General features: G+C 70.4%; 13 protein-coding genes. 1 reads left to right on the forward strand and 12 read right to left on the reverse strand.

Going from position 1 to position 14,777, the window contains the following annotated elements:
• Positions 1 to 186: 186 nt before the first annotated feature.
• From pssA to IEZ05_RS23890, 9 genes are all read right to left on the reverse strand, one after another.
• Positions 187 to 1,005 (reverse strand): CDP-diacylglycerol--serine O-phosphatidyltransferase, encoded by an 819-nt coding sequence (gene pssA, locus IEZ05_RS23850; protein ID WP_189232481.1) that lies wholly within the window; start codon positions 1,003 to 1,005, stop codon positions 187 to 189.
• 22 nt (positions 1,006 to 1,027) lie between these two features.
• Positions 1,028 to 1,684 (reverse strand): phosphatidylserine decarboxylase, encoded by a 657-nt coding sequence (locus IEZ05_RS23855; protein WP_189232480.1) that lies wholly within the window; start codon positions 1,682 to 1,684, stop codon positions 1,028 to 1,030.
• 170 nt (positions 1,685 to 1,854) lie between these two features.
• Positions 1,855 to 3,060 (reverse strand): acyl-CoA dehydrogenase family protein, encoded by a 1,206-nt coding sequence (locus IEZ05_RS23860; protein WP_189232274.1) that lies wholly within the window; start codon positions 3,058 to 3,060, stop codon positions 1,855 to 1,857.
• Positions 3,061 to 3,573: a MaoC family dehydratase gene (locus IEZ05_RS23865; protein ID WP_043377938.1), complete on the reverse strand. Its 513-nt coding sequence runs from the start codon at positions 3,571 to 3,573 to the stop codon at positions 3,061 to 3,063.
• 5 nt (positions 3,574 to 3,578) lie between these two features.
• Complete coding sequence (locus tag IEZ05_RS23870; protein ID WP_189232275.1) at positions 3,579 to 4,541, reverse strand: HpcH/HpaI aldolase/citrate lyase family protein; 963 nt, start codon at positions 4,539 to 4,541, stop codon at positions 3,579 to 3,581.
• Positions 4,538 to 6,565 carry a protein meaA gene (locus tag IEZ05_RS23875; RefSeq protein WP_189232276.1) on the reverse strand — a complete coding sequence of 676 codons (2,028 nt, stop codon included), beginning with the start codon at positions 6,563 to 6,565 and terminating at the stop codon, positions 4,538 to 4,540. The genes IEZ05_RS23870 and IEZ05_RS23875 overlap by 4 nt, the downstream gene beginning before the upstream one ends.
• Positions 6,566 to 6,575: 10 nt before the next feature.
• Positions 6,576 to 7,919, reverse strand: a complete 1,344-nt coding sequence (gene ccrA / locus IEZ05_RS23880) for a crotonyl-CoA carboxylase/reductase (RefSeq protein WP_189232277.1) — start codon at positions 7,917 to 7,919, stop codon at positions 6,576 to 6,578.
• Between the two features lie 322 nt (positions 7,920 to 8,241).
• On the reverse strand, positions 8,242 to 9,054 hold the full coding sequence (locus IEZ05_RS23885; protein WP_229869828.1) for a TetR family transcriptional regulator: 813 nt from the start codon (positions 9,052 to 9,054) through the stop codon (positions 8,242 to 8,244).
• A 139-nt stretch (positions 9,055 to 9,193) separates the two neighbouring features.
• On the reverse strand, positions 9,194 to 10,999 hold the full coding sequence (locus IEZ05_RS23890; RefSeq protein ID WP_189232279.1) for a 3-hydroxyacyl-CoA dehydrogenase family protein: 1,806 nt from the start codon (positions 10,997 to 10,999) through the stop codon (positions 9,194 to 9,196).
• Between the two features lie 375 nt (positions 11,000 to 11,374).
• Here IEZ05_RS23890 and IEZ05_RS23895 point away from each other — a divergent pair, with 375 nt between their 5' ends.
• Positions 11,375 to 11,968, forward strand: a complete 594-nt coding sequence (locus IEZ05_RS23895) for an adenylosuccinate lyase (RefSeq protein WP_189232280.1) — start codon at positions 11,375 to 11,377, stop codon at positions 11,966 to 11,968.
• A gap of 21 nt (positions 11,969 to 11,989) precedes the next feature.
• On the opposite strand, the gene IEZ05_RS23900 is transcribed toward IEZ05_RS23895, so the two are convergent.
• The 3 genes from IEZ05_RS23900 to IEZ05_RS23910 all read right to left on the reverse strand — a co-directional run bounded on the left by IEZ05_RS23900 (position 11,990) and on the right by IEZ05_RS23910 (position 14,558).
• On the reverse strand, positions 11,990 to 12,493 hold the full coding sequence (locus IEZ05_RS23900) for a GNAT family N-acetyltransferase (RefSeq protein WP_189232482.1): 504 nt from the start codon (positions 12,491 to 12,493) through the stop codon (positions 11,990 to 11,992).
• A 20-nt stretch (positions 12,494 to 12,513) separates the two neighbouring features.
• The gene (locus IEZ05_RS23905) at positions 12,514 to 12,912 is read right to left on the reverse strand and encodes a RidA family protein (RefSeq protein WP_189232281.1); all 399 of its coding nucleotides are present in this window, start codon (positions 12,910 to 12,912) and stop codon (positions 12,514 to 12,516) included.
• Between the two features lie 68 nt (positions 12,913 to 12,980).
• Positions 12,981 to 14,558: an alpha/beta hydrolase gene (locus tag IEZ05_RS23910; RefSeq protein WP_189232282.1), complete on the reverse strand. Its 1,578-nt coding sequence runs from the start codon at positions 14,556 to 14,558 to the stop codon at positions 12,981 to 12,983.
• Positions 14,559 to 14,777 lie beyond the last annotated feature (219 nt).

Genomic DNA, 14,777 nt, shown 5'->3' on the forward strand with positions numbered 1-14,777 from the left:
CTCGTCCTCAAACGCCGGACAGGCTGAGGAGCCTCACCTGCGTCCCTACCGAGTCGGGTGGTGGGTGGGAACAGGCCCGGGGGTCTGGGGGCGGAGCCCCCAAGGAGGCCGGCACCGGCGCCGGGCACGCACAAACAGAAGGGCCCCGAACCCAACCCGGGTCCGGGGCCCCACTCAGCGGTAGCGCTACGGCAATTGCGCCGCCCGCGCCTCCCGCCGATTGTCACGGAAGTTGTTCACCCTGCGAGCGGTGGCGAACAGGGGGATCACCGCGCCCATCACCAGCTGGAGCGCACACCCCGTCTGCAGCAGCAGCTGCCCGCTCGGCGCGTCGAACGCCCAGCCGGCCAGCAGGCCCATCGACAGGACGATCCACGACAGCATCGCCACCGCGAGGCGTCCCCGCGGCTTCGGGTACTCGACCCGGCTCACCATCAGCCAGGCCGTCCCGATGATGGCCAGGAGCGTCGCCACGAAGGGCAGCTCCAGCAGCACGATCGAGACCACCGTCAGCGCTCCGAACGGCGACGGCATGCCCTGGAACGTGCCGTCCTTCACGGTGACGCAGGAGAATCTCGCAAGCCTCAGCACCACCGCCAGCAGCACCACGATCGCGCCCACCGCCGCGACCCGCTGATACGCGTCGTGCGCGACCATCCCGTAGACCAGGACGAAGTAGGCCGGCGCCAGTCCGAAGCTGATCAGGTCGGACAGGTTGTCCAGCTCGGCACCCATCGGCGAGCTGCGCAGCTTGCGCGCCACGAGCCCGTCGAACAGGTCGAAGATCGCCGCGCACAGCATCAGGATGACCGCGGTCGCCGCGCTGTGCCGGGCCATGCCCGACTCCTCGCTGCCCGTCAGGTGCGGGATCAGGATGCCGGTGGTGGTGAAGTACACCGCCATGAAGCCGCACGTGGCGTTGCCGAGAGTGAGGGTGTCCGCTATCGACAGGCGGAGCGAGAGCGGCATCTCCTCGTCGTCGTCCACCTCGTCGGCCTCGGGCACCCACCCGGCCTGGGTCTGTGGATCAATCACGGTCAATGCGAGTCACCCCAGCCACCGTCTTCTGTCCCACCTCGACCGCGACCTCCACGCCTTCCGGCAGGTACAGGTCGACGCGCGAGCCGAAGCGGATCAGACCGACCCGTTCGCCCTGGTCGACCTTCGTGCCCCGCGGCACGTACGGGACGATGCGGCGGGCCACCGCGCCGGCGATCTGGATCATCTCGATGTCACCGAGCTCGGTGTCGAAGTGCCACACCACCCGCTCGTTGTTCTCGCTCTCCTTGTTGAAGGCGGGAACGAAGCCACCGGGGATGTGCTCGACCGACGTCACCGTGCCCGACAGGGGCGCGCGGTTGACGTGGACATTGAGCGGGCTCATGAAGATCGCGACGCGGGTACGGCCGTCCTTCCACGGCATGATGCTCTGCACCACACCGTCGGCGGGCGAGATGACCCGGCCCTGGGTGATCTCGCGCTCGGGGTCGCGGAAGAACCACAGCATCCCCGCCGCGAGCGCGGTGGTGGGGACGGCGACGGCCTTGGCCGCGCCCGAGCGGCGGGCGCGGAGCAGGCTGACGGCTGCGGTGGCGACGGTCGGCAGAAGCCACGGCGATGCTCCGCGCGCGAGGCGTACGCCGGCGAGGCTGTCGCGAGGTGCAGAGGTTTGGCTGTGGGGCATGGATGACCTTCGTAGCGGATGATGCCGCGCTCTGACGGGGGACGGCGGCTTTCCGGCGATCGTAGCGGCTATCAGCCGCAACTGGGTAAGCCAGGAAGCCGAGTCGGCGGCCGAACAGTGCCTACGGGGTGTGACCTTCTTCTCCAAGAAAACACCCCGTATCCGGACATCTAACCCTGGAATCGATACTCTTCGAGCAGCCTGCGGCCGATGATCATTTTCTGGATCTCGGCGGTGCCTTCACCGATCAGCAGCATCGGAGCCTCGCGGTAGAGCCGCTCGATCTCGTACTCCTTGGAGAAGCCGTAGCCGCCGTGGATCCGGAAGGCGTCCTCCACGACCTCTTTGCAGTACTCGGAGGCGAGGTACTTGGCCATCCCCGCTTCCAGGTCGTTTCGTTCGCCCGAGTCCTTTTTGCGTGCAGCGTTCACCATCATCGCATGCGCGGCCTCCACCTTGGTAGCCATCTCGGCCAGCTTGAACTGGATGGCCTGGTGCTGGGCGATCTGCTTGCCGAAAGTGTGACGCTGCTGGGCGTACTGGACACCCAGCTCGAAGGCACGCTGAGCGACACCGCAGCCACGCGCCGCCACGTTGACGCGGCCGACCTCGACGCCGTCCATCATTTGGTAAAAACCTCGGCCGGTGACGCCGCCGAGCACCCGGTCGGCCGGAATGCGCAGGCCGTCCATGATGAGCTCGGTCGTGTCGACGCCCTTGTAGCCCATCTTGTCGATCTTGCCGGGGATGGTGAGGCCGGGACGGACCTCGCCGAAGCCGGGCTCCTTCTCCACCAGGAAGGTCGTCATCGACTTGTGCGGCGCCGTGCCCTCGGGGTGACCCTCGTCACTCCTGACGAGAACGGCCACCAGCGAGGACGTACCGCCGTTCGTCAGCCACATCTTCTGGCCGTTCAGGACGTACTCGTCGCCGTCCTTCACCGCCTTCGAGGAGATCGCCGACACGTCGGAGCCGAGCGCCGGCTCCGACATGGAGAACGCGCCCCGGATGTCACCGGCGGCCATGCGGGGCAGGAAGTGGTCCTTCTGCTCCTGCGTGCCGTGCTGCTTGAGCATGTACGCCACGATGAAGTGCGTGTTGATGATGCCGGACACCGACATCCAGCCGCGGGCGATCTCCTCCACGCACAGCGCGTACGTCAGGAGCGACTCGCCCAGGCCCCCGTACTCCTCCGGGATCATCAGGCCGAACAGGCCCAGCTCCTTCAGCCCGTCCACGATGTCCTGCGGGTACTCGTCCCGGTGCTCCAGCTCGGTCGCGACCGGGATGATCTCCTTGTCCACGAAGTCCCGGACGGTGGAGAGGATCTCCCGCTGGACGTCCGTGAGGCCGTGGGTCTGGGCGAGGCGGCTCATCTACTTCCCCTGTTCCTTCAGCTCGGGGCGGCCCGGCTGCTCGCCGCCGCGCTCCTTGATGTACGTCTCGGTCGGCACCATCACCTTGCGGCGGAAGACGCAGACCAGCGTGCCGTCCTGCTTGTAGCCCTTGGTCTCGACGTGGACGATGCCCCGGTCGTTCTTCGACTTGGAGGGCCACTTGTCGAGCACGGTGGTCTGGCCGTAGACGGTGTCGCCGTGGAAGGTCGGCGCCACGTGCTTGAGCGACTCGATCTCCAGGTTGGCGATCGCCTTGCCGGAGATGTCCGGCACGGACATGCCCAGCAGGAGGGAGTAGACGTAGTTCCCGACCACCACGTTCTTGCCGAAGTCCGTCGTCTTCTCGGCGTAGTTCGTGTCCATGTGGAGCGGGTGGTGGTTCATGGTGAGGAGGCAGAACAGGTGGTCGTCGTACTCCGTGACCGTCTTCCCGGGCCAGTGCTTGTACGTCGCCCCGACCTCGAACTCCTCGTAGGTGCGTCCGAACTGCATCGCGCTCAGGCCTCCGGGATCTCGAACTTGCTGGTGCGCTGCATGCCGGCGGCGCGGCCCTTGCCGGAGACGACCAGGGCCATCTTGCGGCTGGCCTCGTCGATCATCTCGTCGCCAAGCATCGCGGAGCCCTTCTTGCCGCCCGCCTCGGAGGTGTAGTAGTCGTACGCGTCCAGGATCAGCTCGGCGTGGTCGTAGTCCTCCTGGGAGGGCGAGAAGATCTCGTTGGACGCCTCGACCTGGCCGGGGTGCAGCACCCACTTGCCGTCGAAGCCGAGGGCGGCGGCGCGCTGCGCGACCTCGCGGTAGCCGTCCACGTTGCGGATCTGGAGGTAGGGGCCGTCGATCGCCTGGAGGTTGTTGGCACGGGCGGCCATCAGGATCTTCATCAGGATGTAGTGGTAGGCGTCCGCCGGGTAGCCGGGCGGCTGCTCGCCCACGACGAGCGACTTCATGTTGATGGACGCCATGAAGTCGGCCGGACCGAAGATGATGGTCTCGACCCGCGGGCTGGCCTGCGCGATCTCGTTGACGTTGTTGAGGCCCTGCGCGTTCTCGATCTGCGCCTCGATGCCGATGCGGCCGACCTCGAAGCCCATCGTCTTCTCGATCTGGGTCAGCAGGAGGTCCAGCGCGACGACCTGCTGGGCGTCCTGCACCTTCGGCAGCATGATGCAGTCCAGGTTCGGGCCGGCGCCCTCGACGACCGTCACGACGTCGCGGTACGTCCACTCGGTCGTCCAGTCGTTGACGCGCACGACGCGGGTCTTGCCGGTCCAGTCGCCCTCGTTGAGGAACTTGACGATCGTGTGCCGTGCCTCCGGCTTGGCCAGCGGCGCGCAGGCGTCCTCCAGGTCGAGGAAGACCTGGTCGGCGGGGAGGCCCTGGGCCTTCTCCAGGAAGCGCGGGTTCGAGCCCGGTACGGCCAGGCAGGAGCGCCGGGGGCGAAGGCGGTTGACGGTCGTCATGCGGGGACCTCCAGGGGGTCGAGCTTGTTCGCGTTCCGGATCTCGTCGACGATCCGGCCGATGATGCCGGTGATGTCGAAGTCCTTCGGGGTGAAGACCGCGGCCACTCCCGCGGCCCGCAGTTCTTCGGCGTCACCGTTCGGGATGATGCCACCGGCGATCACCGGTATATCTGTGGCACCGGCCACACGGAGCCGTTCGAGCACGTCCGGCACGAGCTGGGCGTGCGAGCCGGACAGGATGGACAGGCCCACCGCGTGCACGTCCTCCGCGATCGCGGCGTCCACGATCTGCTCGGGGGTGAGCCGGATGCCCTGGTAGACCACCTCGAACCCGGCGTCGCGGGCCCGCACGGCGATCTGCTCGGCGCCGTTGGAGTGGCCGTCCAGACCCGGCTTGCCGACCAGGAACCGCAGCTTGCCGACGCCCAGGTCGCGAGCCGTCAGTTCCACCTTCCGGCGCACCTCGGCCAGGGCCGAGCCCTCCTCCGCGGCGACCGCGACCGGCGCCGACGACACCCCGGTCGGCGCCCGGAACTCGCCGAACACCTCGCGCAGCGCCCCGGCCCACTCGCCGGTCGTGACGCCGGCGCGGGCGCACTCCAGGGTGGCCTCCATGAGGTTGTCGGTGCCCTTGGCGGCCTCCTTCAGCTTCTCCAGCGCCTTGCAGGGGCGCGGGTGGTTGAAGGGCGGCTGGTACCGCGTGTCGCGCCAGTGCTGGAGCGAGGCGATGACGCGGGCCTCCACCGCCGGGTCGACGGTCTGGATCGCGGTGTCCAGGTCGGCGGTCAACGGGTTCGGCTCGGTGCCCTGGAAGGCGTTGACACCGATGATCTTCTCCTCGCCGGACTCGATCCGGGCCCGGCGTTCGGCGTGCGAGGCGACCAGCTGCGACTTGAGGTAGCCGGACTCGACGGCCGCCATCGCGCCGCCCATCTCCTCGATCCGCTCCATCTCGGCGAGCGACTCCCGGACCAGCTCGTCCACCTTCGCCTCGACCACCTTCGAGCCCTCGAAGAGGTCGCCGTACTCCAGCAGGTCGCTCTCGTACGCCAGTACCTGCTGGATGCGCAGGGACCACTGCTGGTCCCAGGGGCGGGGCAGGCCGAGGGCCTCGTTCCAGGCCGGCAGCTGCACGGCACGCGCCCGGGCGTCCTTGGAGAGGGTGACCGCCAGCATCTCCAGGACGATCCGCTGGACGTTGTTCTCCGGCTGGGCCTCCGTCAGGCCGAGGGAGTTGACCTGGACGCCGTAGCGGAAGCGGCGGTGCTTGGGGTCCTCGATGCCGTACCGCTCGCGGGTGACGCGGTCCCAGATCTGCCCGAAGGCCCGCATCTTGCACATCTCCTCGACGAAGCGGACGCCCGCGTTCACGAAGAAGGAGATGCGGCCGACCACGTCGCCCATGCGCTCCTGCGGCACCTGGCCGCTGTCGCGCACCGCGTCGAGCACGGCGACCGCGGTGGACATCGCGTACGCGATCTCCTGCACCGGCGTGGCGCCCGCCTCCTGCAGGTGGTAGCTGCAGATGTTGATCGGGTTCCACTTCGGCATGTGGGAGACCGTGTACGCGATCATGTCCGTCGTCAGGCGGAGGGACGGTCCCGGCGGGAAGACGTGCGTCCCCCGGGACAGGTACTCCTTGACGATGTCGTTCTGGGTCGTGCCCTGGAGCCGGGTGATGTCCGCGCCCTGCTCCTCGGCGACGACCTGGTAGAGCGCCAGCAGCCACATGGCCGTGGCGTTGATGGTCATCGAGGTGTTCATCTGCTCCAGGGGGATGTCCTGGAACAGCCGGCGCATGTCACCGAGGTGCGCGACGGGCACGCCGACCCGGCCGACCTCGCCGCGGGCGAGGATGTGGTCGGAGTCGTAGCCGGTCTGGGTCGGCAGGTCGAAGGCGACCGACAGACCCGTCTGCCCCTTGGCGAGGTTGCGCCGGTACAGCTCGTTGGACGCCTCGGCCGTGGAGTGACCGGCGTACGTGCGCATGAGCCACGGCCGGTCCTTCTGACGCTCAGTCATGCGGCGCTCCTCAGATGTTCCGGAAGCGGTTGATGGCGTCGATGTGCTGGGCGCGCATCTCCTCGTCGCGCACGCCCAGGCCCTCCTCGGGGGCCAGGCACAGCACGCCGACCTTGCCCTGGTGGAGGTTGCGGTGGACGTCGTACGCGGCCTGGCCGGTGTCCTGGAGCGAGTACACCTTGGAGAGCGTCGGGTGGATCTTGCCCTTGGCGATGAGGCGGTTGGCCTCCCAGGCCTCGCGGTAGTTGGCGAAGTGGGAGCCGATGATGCGCTTCAGCGACATCCACAGGTAGCGGTTGTCGTACTCGTGCATGTAGCCCGAGGTCGAGGCGCACGTCGTGATGGTGCCGCCCTTGCGGGTGACGTAGACGGAGGCGCCGAAGGTCTCGCGGCCGGGGTGCTCGAAGACGATGTCGATGTCCTCGCCGCCGGTGAACTCGCGGATGCGCTTGCCGAAGCGCTTCCACTCCTTCGGGTCCTGGGTGTTCTCGTCCTTCCAGAACCGGTAGTCCTCGGCGTTGCGGTCGATGATGTGCTCGGCGCCCATCGACCGGCAGATGTCCGCCTTCTGCTCGCTGGAGACGACGCAGATCGGGGTGGCGCCGCCGGCCAGCGCGAACTGCGTGGCGTAGGAGCCGAGGCCGCCGCTCGCGCCCCAGATCAGGACGTTGTCGCCCTGCTTCATCTGGGCGCCGTTGCGGGAGACCAGCTGGCGGTACGCGGTGGAGTTGACCAGGCCCGGGGCCGCGGCCTCCTCCCAGCTGAGGTGGCCCGGCTTGGGCATCAGCTGGTTGGACTTGACGAGGGCGATCTCGGCGAGGCCGCCGAAGTTGGTCTCGAAGCCCCAGATGCGCTGCTCGGGGTCGAGCATCGTGTCGTTGTGGCCGTCGGACGACTCCAGCTCCACGGAGAGGCAGTGCGCGACGACCTCGTCGCCGGGCTGCCAGGCGTTGACGCCCGGGCCGGTGCGCAGGACGACGCCGGCCAGGTCGGAGCCGATGATGTGGTACGGCAGGTCGTGGCGCTTGGCGAGCTCGCTGGTGCGGCCGTACCGCTCCAGGAAGCCGAACGTCGACAGCGGCTCGAAGATCGAGGTCCACACCGAGTTGTAGTTGACCGAGGAGGCCATGACGGCCACCAGGGCCTCGCCCGGGCCCAGCTCGGGCAGGGGCACCTCGTCGAGGTGGATCGACTTGCGCGGGTCCTTGGCGCGGGTCTCCATGCCCGCGAACATCTCGGTCTCGTCCTTGTGCACGGTGATCGCGCGGTACGACTCGGGGAGCGGCAGCGCGGCGATGTCGGCCGGCGTGGATTCGGGCGACTGGATCGCGTCCAGGATGTCCTTCACGGTCACGGTGTTGCCTCCGGCGGTGAGCGCCCTGAGGGAGGGGCGCTGAGGGGTACGTCGGTGCTAGCAGAGGGTTGGTGAAAGTGCCTGTGACGCAGGCGCCGGGCGCGCAGGGGATGAGTGCGGGGACAGCCCGGACACCTTCAACGTATGACACCGCGTGTCACCCCGCAAGGCACTGAGTGCCAGAAACTGCACTCAGATGAAATCTTTACGCAACATATGAGCGATGATCGATCGAATGGGGTCTCGCACGGGGTGAAAAAGGGGCGTTGACATGCAAAAACGGCCACCCGATGGGTGGCCGTCGTCACAGGGGAAAAGTCGGTCAGCGCTCCTTGAGCGCCTGCTCGATGGTGCGCATGATCTCGTGCAGCGGGGCGTCGGTGCGGGCGACCGTCACCAGCACCTCGCCCTCCACGGAGACCGCGGAGGAGGCCGGCCGCGAGGACGCCGTGCTGCGCCCGGCGCCGATGCCCGTGCCGAACGTCTTGCGCACGATCGCGAAGGCGTGGTCGAGCTGCGCCTCCACGTCGCCCTGCCCGCCCGCCCGCAGCCAGCGCCGCAGCACGTGGTTGTGGGCGGTGACCACGGCGGACGCGGCGACCTCCGCCAGCAGCGGGTCGTCGTTGGCGTCGTCGTCGTGCGCGTGCTCGTCGAAGTGGCCGAGCAGATACCGGGTGAAGAGGCGCTCGTAGCGGGCCACCGACGCGATCTCCGCCTCGCGCAGGGTGGGCACCTCGCGCGTGAGCTTGTAGCGGGCGACCGAGATCTCCGGCCGGGCCGCGTACATCTTCATGACTTCCTTGATGCCGCGGCACACGGTGTCGAGCGGATGCTCGTGCGCGGGCGCCGCGTTGAGCACGGCCTCGGCGCGGACCAGGGTGTCGTCGTGGTCCGGGAAGATCGCTTCTTCCTTGGAGCGGAAGTGACGGAAGAACGTGCGGCGTGCGACGCCGGCCGCGGCCGCGATCTCGTCGACGGTGGTCGCCTCGTACCCCTTGGTCGCGAACAGCTCCATCGCCGCGGCCGCCAGCTCCCGGCGCATTTTGAGCCGCTGGGCGGCGGCTCGGCTGCCGGCCGCGCTCTCCGGCGCGTCGGGCGCAGCTGGTGTACGTGAGGACTTGGCGGGCTGGGACATGACCCGAACGTACTGCATGTGCGCAGATTGATGCGCATGACCGGGGATTCCCCCGCCCGCGAAGGGCGGGGGAGACCCGGCCGGATCGAGCAGTCCGCCCCAGTCCTCCTCGGACCGGAACCAGTCGCCGGGACCCGGCTCAGCGGCGGGCATATTCGCGGAAGCCGCGACCCGTCTTGCGGCCGAGGCAGCCGGCGGCCACCAGGTGCTCGAGCAGGGGCGCCGGGGCCAGCCCCGGGTCGCGGAACTCGCGGTGCAGCACCTTCTCGATGGCCAGCGACACGTCCAGCCCGACCACGTCCAGCAGCTCGAACGGGCCCATCGGATAGCCGCCGCCCAGCTTCATCGCCGCGTCGATGTCGTCGAGCGTCGCGTAGTGCTCCTGCACCATCTTGACCGCGTTGTTGAGGTACGGGAACAGCAGCGCGTTCACGATGAACCCGGCCCGGTCGCCGCAGTCCACGGCGTGCTTGCGGACCTTGGCGCAGACCTCGCGGACGGTGGCGTGCACGTCGTCCGCCGTCAGCACCGTACGGACCACCTCGACCAGCTTCATGGCCGGCGCCGGATTGAAGAAGTGCATGCCGATCACGTCCTGCGGGCGCGAGGTGGCGCGGGCGCAGGCGACGACGGGCAGGGACGAGGTGGTGGTGGCCAGCACCGCGCCGGGCTTGCAGACCTTGTCCAGCGTGGCGAACAGCTGCCGCTTGACCTCCAGGTCCTCCGCGACCGCCTCCACGGCCAGCTCGACGTCGGCGAAGTCGTCGTACGTCCCCGTCGGCGTGATCCGCTCCAGCGTCTCGGCGGCGGCCTCGGCGGTGAGCCTGCCCTTGTCGACGCTGCGCGCCAGGGACTTGCCGATGCGGGCCTTGGCCGTCTGCGCCTTCTCCGCACTGCGGGCGGCGAGGACGACCTCGTACCCGGCCTTGGCGAACACCTCCGCGATGCCGGACGCCATGGTGCCCGAGCCCGCGACGCCCACGGAGCGCACGGTACGGCCGGCGACGGGACTGCCGCTCGCGCGCGGGGTCAGGGCGTCCGGCACGACGGCCGCGCTGCCGGGCGCCTCGTAGGTGTAGAAGCCGCGTCCCGCCTTGCGGCCGGTCAGACCCGCCTCGCTGAGCTGCTTCAGGATGGGCGCGGGGGCGTGCAGACGGTCGTGGGAGGCGGAGTACATGGCCTCCAGGACCGTACGCGCGGTGTCCACGCCGATCAGGTCCAGCAGCGCCAGCGGACCCATCGGCAGCCCGCAGCCGAGCCGCATCGCGGCGTCGATGTCCTCGCGGGAGGCGTAGTTCGCCTCGTACATCGCCGCGGCCTGGTTGAGGTACCCGAACAGCAGCCCGTCGGCCACGAAACCGGGCCGGTCGCCCACCGCGACGGGCTCCTTGCCGAGGTCCAGGGCGAGGTCGGTGACCGCCGCGACGGCGGCCGGCGCGGTCAGCACGGAGGAGACGACCTCCACCAGCTTCATCGCCGGGGCCGGGTTGAAGAAGTGCAGGCCCAGCACCCGCTCCGGACGGGCCGAGTCCGCGGCCAGCCGGGTCACCGACAGCGCGTTGGTGCCGGTCGCCAGGATCGTCCCGGGGCGCACGATCCCGTCCAGTTCCCGGAAGATCTGCTGCTTGATCTCGTACGACTCCGGTGCCACCTCGATGACGAGGTCGGCGTCGGCCGCGGCCCGCAGGTCGGTGGCGGTGCGGACCCGGGCGAGGGCGTCGGCGCGCTCCCGCTCGGTCAGGCGCCCGCGCTCCACGGCACGGGCGGTGGACGCCTCCAGCGCGGCGACAGCCGTCGCGGCCTGCGCCTCGCTGATGTCGATGCCGACCACGTCACGGCCGGCCCGGGCCAGGACCTCGGCGATACCGGTGCCCATCGTGCCGAGGCCGACGACGGCGACGGTGCGGAGCGGGGACAGAGGGGTGTCGGACTGGGGAGTGGCCATCGCGGGACTCCTGGAATGAGGGTGACGACGGAACGCCCGGGTGCGCCGAGGGGCGCACCGGGTGCGTACGGAGAGGAGTGCGGGTGTTGCCGGGCTGCATGCGCACACGCCCGGTGCCGTCCGCAGGGCGTGCACACGCCCGGGCGGCGGCGGGGTCCGACCGGCCCTGTCCCGAGGCCGGGTCGCACTGCGGTGCCCGAGGCACCGAACCTGCTGATCTGCTCTCACGAAGGCTGCGTCACCAAACCGTCGTGAGGAGTGCTGCGAGTGGGTGACCCGCTCGTCTGAGATTAACTCGCGGGTAACGAGCGCGCCAGCCCCCGGTGTTCGTGATGTAGGTCCCACGTGGCGTGTGACCCGCCTAACCTCGGAGTCATGGACGAAGAGTTGCGATCGCTCACGGAGCGCTTACGGGCCGAGGCGGCCGCCTCCGGCACGCCGGACGCCGTGGCTGCGTGCGACCGGCTCGCCGAGACCGGGGACCACGACGCACTGGCCGCGGTGCTCACCGAGCCCGGCCGGCCGCTGTGGGCCCGCGAGCTGGCCGCGTTCCGGCTCGGGGTGGCCGGGGACCGGCGGGCCTTCGAGTCCCTGGTGCTGCTCCTCAACCACCGCGACCCACCGCGCTGCGCCTCGGCCGCCCACGCCCTCGCCCGGCTCGGCGACCCGCGCACCGCCCGCGCCGCCGCCGCCCTCGCCACCAACGAACTGCGCGTCGCCTACGCACTGCAACCGGTGCGCCTGCTGGTCGAGCTGCGCGCCCCGGAGGCGGTGCCCGCGCTGATCACCACCCTGGGGCGCCGGCTGCGCCCGCACGACCCGTACCGGCGCGTGGCGCTCGCCTGTGTCGAGGGCCTCGGCTCGCTCGGCGACGAACGGGCCGCGCCCGTGCTGAAGGACGCCCTCGCCCACCCGGCGCTGGCCGAGGCGGCGGTGCGGGCGCTGGCGCGGATCCCGGGTCGGCGGTGAGCCGCCGGCCGGTACGCTCCGTCAGCCGGTGAGCGGCCTGGCGTACCGCACCTCGGGCACCGGGACGCCGTCCACGTCGGACGACTCCACGGCGCCGTCGGCGTGGAAACCGGCCCGCTCGTAGAAACGCCGGGCGCGGGCGTTGCCCTCGAGCACCCACAGCAGCATCCGCGGATGCCCGGCGGCTGCGCACCGGCCTGCCGACTCCCGCAGCAGGGCCTGTCCGACACCGCCGCCGAAACGGCCGGTGTCGACGTAGAGCGCGTACAACTCGGCGTCCACCGTGCGCAGTTCGCCCTCCCGGTACGGCCCGTGGCAGGCCCAGCCGACGACGTCGCCGGCGTCGTCCTCCGCGACCAGGTTCACCAGGCCGGCCGGTGCCCGGGTGAAGAGGGCGCGGCGCCGCTCGGCGTCCTCGGTGACGCTGAGTCCGTCGAGGTACGGCTGCGGCATCAGGCCCCGGTAGGCCGACTGCCAGCCCCGGACGCGGATCTCGGCCACGCGGTCGCAGTCGGCGAGCGTCATCTCCCGCACGCGCGGCCCGCTCACGGGGCCACGACCGCGAACGCCTCGATCTCCATCAGGAACTCGGGACGCACCAGCGAGGCGACCTGCACCGCCGAGGCGGCCGGCAGCCGGTCGTCGGGTATGTGCTCGGCGCGCGCCGCGCGGATCGCGGGCATGTGCGCCATGTCCGTGACGAAGAAGGTCAGCTTCACCACGTCGTCGAAGCCGGCGCCGGCCGCGGACAGGCAGCGCCGCAGGTTCTCGAAGACCTGCCGGGCCTGCGCCGCCGCGTCGCCCTCACCGACGAGCGTGCCGTGCTCGTCCAGCGCGAGCTGGCCGGAGACGGCCACGAACCGCCCCGTACCGAGGACGACGTGGCTGTACTGGGCGGCGGGGGCGACCCCGTCGGGGGCGGCGATCCTGGTCAGCTCACTCATGCCCCCATGGTGGACCATGGCACCGACAACGCCCCCGACGGCCCGTCAGGCGCCGGGAGCGTTCGGCGTCAGCCCCGGAAGCCGAGCAGGCCGTGCAGCGTGGAGCCGCGCGAGGACGTCGACGCCGCCTTGGACTCCAGCGGTTCCGGGTCGGGCAGCGTCGCGCACACGGCGTCGGCCTCACCGGTGCCGCGCGGCACGGTGCCGTCGGCCAGATAGGCGGCCAGGTGCTCGTCCAGGCAGGCGTTCCCGCTCAGCGTGATGCCGTGGTTGCCGCCGCCCTGCTCGACGACCAGGCTGGAGTCGCCCAGCAGCCGGTGCACCGCGACGCCGCCCTCGTACGGGGTGGCCGCGTCACCCGTGGCCTGGAACAGCAGCGCGGGCGGCAGCTGCTGGTTCGCCACGTTCACCGGCTGCCGCGCGGCCGTCGGCCAGAAGGCGCACGGTGCGTTGTACCAGGCGTTGTTCCAGGTCATGAAGGGCGCCTTCTCGTACGCGTCCCAGTTGTCCTCGCGCCACTCGTCCCAGTCGCGCGGCCAGCCGGCGTCGCGGCACTGCACCGAGGTGTAGACGCTGTAGCCGTTGTCGCCCGAGGCGTCCAGCGCGCCGAAGTTCTCGTACGCCTCGACGAGCGGGGCGGTCTTTCCGTCGTTCACGTACGCCGCGAACGCCTCCGCCAGGTAGGGCCAGTAGCCGTTGTAGTAGCCGCCCGGCAGGAAGGTGTCCTCCAGCTCCGCGGCACCCACCGTGCCACCGGCGGGGTTCTTCGCGAGCGCCGCCCGCATCGCGTACCACGCCGCCTCGATCCGCTCCGGGTCGGTACCGAGCCCGTACGTCGTGTCGTACTTCGCGATCCAGGCCATGAAGGCGCGGTGGCGGTCGTCGAAGGCGTGGTCCTGGTCGAGGTTGGCGCGGTACCACACGTCGGTCGGGTCGACGACCGAGTCCAGGGCCAGGCGCCGCACCCGCTGGGGGTAGAGCTTGCCGTAGACGGCGCCCAGGTAGGTGCCGTAGGAGTAGCCGAAGTAGTTGATCTTCTCCGAGCCGAGTGCCCCGCGGATCGCGTCCATGTCCCGCACGGCGCTGACGGTGTCGATGTGGGGCAGGACCTCCGCGTACTTCCTGCCGCAGGCCTCCGCGAAGGACTTCGCGCGCGTGAGGTTGGCCTGCTCGACGGCCGGCGTGGCCGGCAGGGTGTCGGGGCGCACCGCGGAGAAGTGGCCCGGTCGGCAGTCCAGGGCCGGCTCGCTCTTGCCGACACCCCTCGGGTCGAAGCCGATGACGTCGTACTGGGCGGCCACCTTCCTGGGCAGCGAGGACGCCACGAACCCGGCGAGTGTCAGACCGCTGCCGCCGGGACCGCCCGGGTTGACCAGCAGCGGGCCCTGGTACGTCTCGGCGGTGTGCGGGACGCGGGACAGGGCCAGGGTGATCCGCTTCCCGGCCGGGCGGGCGTGGTCGAGCGGCACCGTGAGCGACCCGCACTGCAGCGTCGGATAGTCGTCCGTCCCGCACTTCTTCCAGTCGATCCCGGCGGCGCGCGGGGCGCCCGCGGGCAGCGGGGCGCCGGCCTCGGCGGGGACGGCCGTGACGGCACCGGCCGCGATGACGGCGGCGCCGCACAGCACGGCTGCGCGTTGTCTCATGGAGACTCCCAGGACGGAGAGGCTGATGGAGGGCTGCGGTCCGCGCGGGTCACGGTCCTCGCCGCATCGTCCCGGGAAGCGCCCCCGGAGGAACGCGATCTGTCCGTACGTGACCCGATTGGGCCGCCGGATCCCCCCGAATGCTCTCGACCGGCCGCGAGGCCGGGCCGGGCGGGCCGGCCGTCGAAGACACGCTCGCCGGACCGCCCGGTCGCTAGG

Origin of the sequence: Streptomyces flaveolus, assembly GCF_014648815.1 — a bacterium.
GTDB classification, from domain to species: domain Bacteria; phylum Actinomycetota; class Actinomycetes; order Streptomycetales; family Streptomycetaceae; genus Streptomyces; species Streptomyces flaveolus.

Bases quoted from the DNA above. Each gene is read 5' to 3' on its own strand.
- IEZ05_RS23855 (WP_189232480.1), bottom strand. From the start codon at position 1,684: ATGCCCCACAGCCAAACCTCTGCACCTCGCGACAGCCTCGCCGGCGTA.
- IEZ05_RS23860 (WP_189232274.1), bottom strand. From the start codon at position 3,060: ATGAGCCGCCTCGCCCAGACCCACGGCCTCACGGACGTCCAGCGGGAG.
- IEZ05_RS23865 (WP_043377938.1), bottom strand. From the start codon at position 3,573: ATGCAGTTCGGACGCACCTACGAGGAGTTCGAGGTCGGGGCGACGTAC.
- IEZ05_RS23870 (WP_189232275.1), bottom strand. From the start codon at position 4,541: ATGACGACCGTCAACCGCCTTCGCCCCCGGCGCTCCTGCCTGGCCGTA.
- IEZ05_RS23875 (WP_189232276.1), bottom strand. From the start codon at position 6,565: ATGACTGAGCGTCAGAAGGACCGGCCGTGGCTCATGCGCACGTACGCC.
- IEZ05_RS23885 (WP_229869828.1), bottom strand. From the start codon at position 9,054: ATGTCCCAGCCCGCCAAGTCCTCACGTACACCAGCTGCGCCCGACGCG.
- IEZ05_RS23890 (WP_189232279.1), bottom strand. From the start codon at position 10,999: ATGGCCACTCCCCAGTCCGACACCCCTCTGTCCCCGCTCCGCACCGTC.
- IEZ05_RS23895 (WP_189232280.1), top strand. From the start codon at position 11,375: ATGGACGAAGAGTTGCGATCGCTCACGGAGCGCTTACGGGCCGAGGCG.
- IEZ05_RS23900 (WP_189232482.1), bottom strand. From the start codon at position 12,493: ATGACGCTCGCCGACTGCGACCGCGTGGCCGAGATCCGCGTCCGGGGC.
- IEZ05_RS23905 (WP_189232281.1), bottom strand. From the start codon at position 12,912: ATGAGTGAGCTGACCAGGATCGCCGCCCCCGACGGGGTCGCCCCCGCC.
- IEZ05_RS23910 (WP_189232282.1), bottom strand. From the start codon at position 14,558: ATGAGACAACGCGCAGCCGTGCTGTGCGGCGCCGCCGTCATCGCGGCC.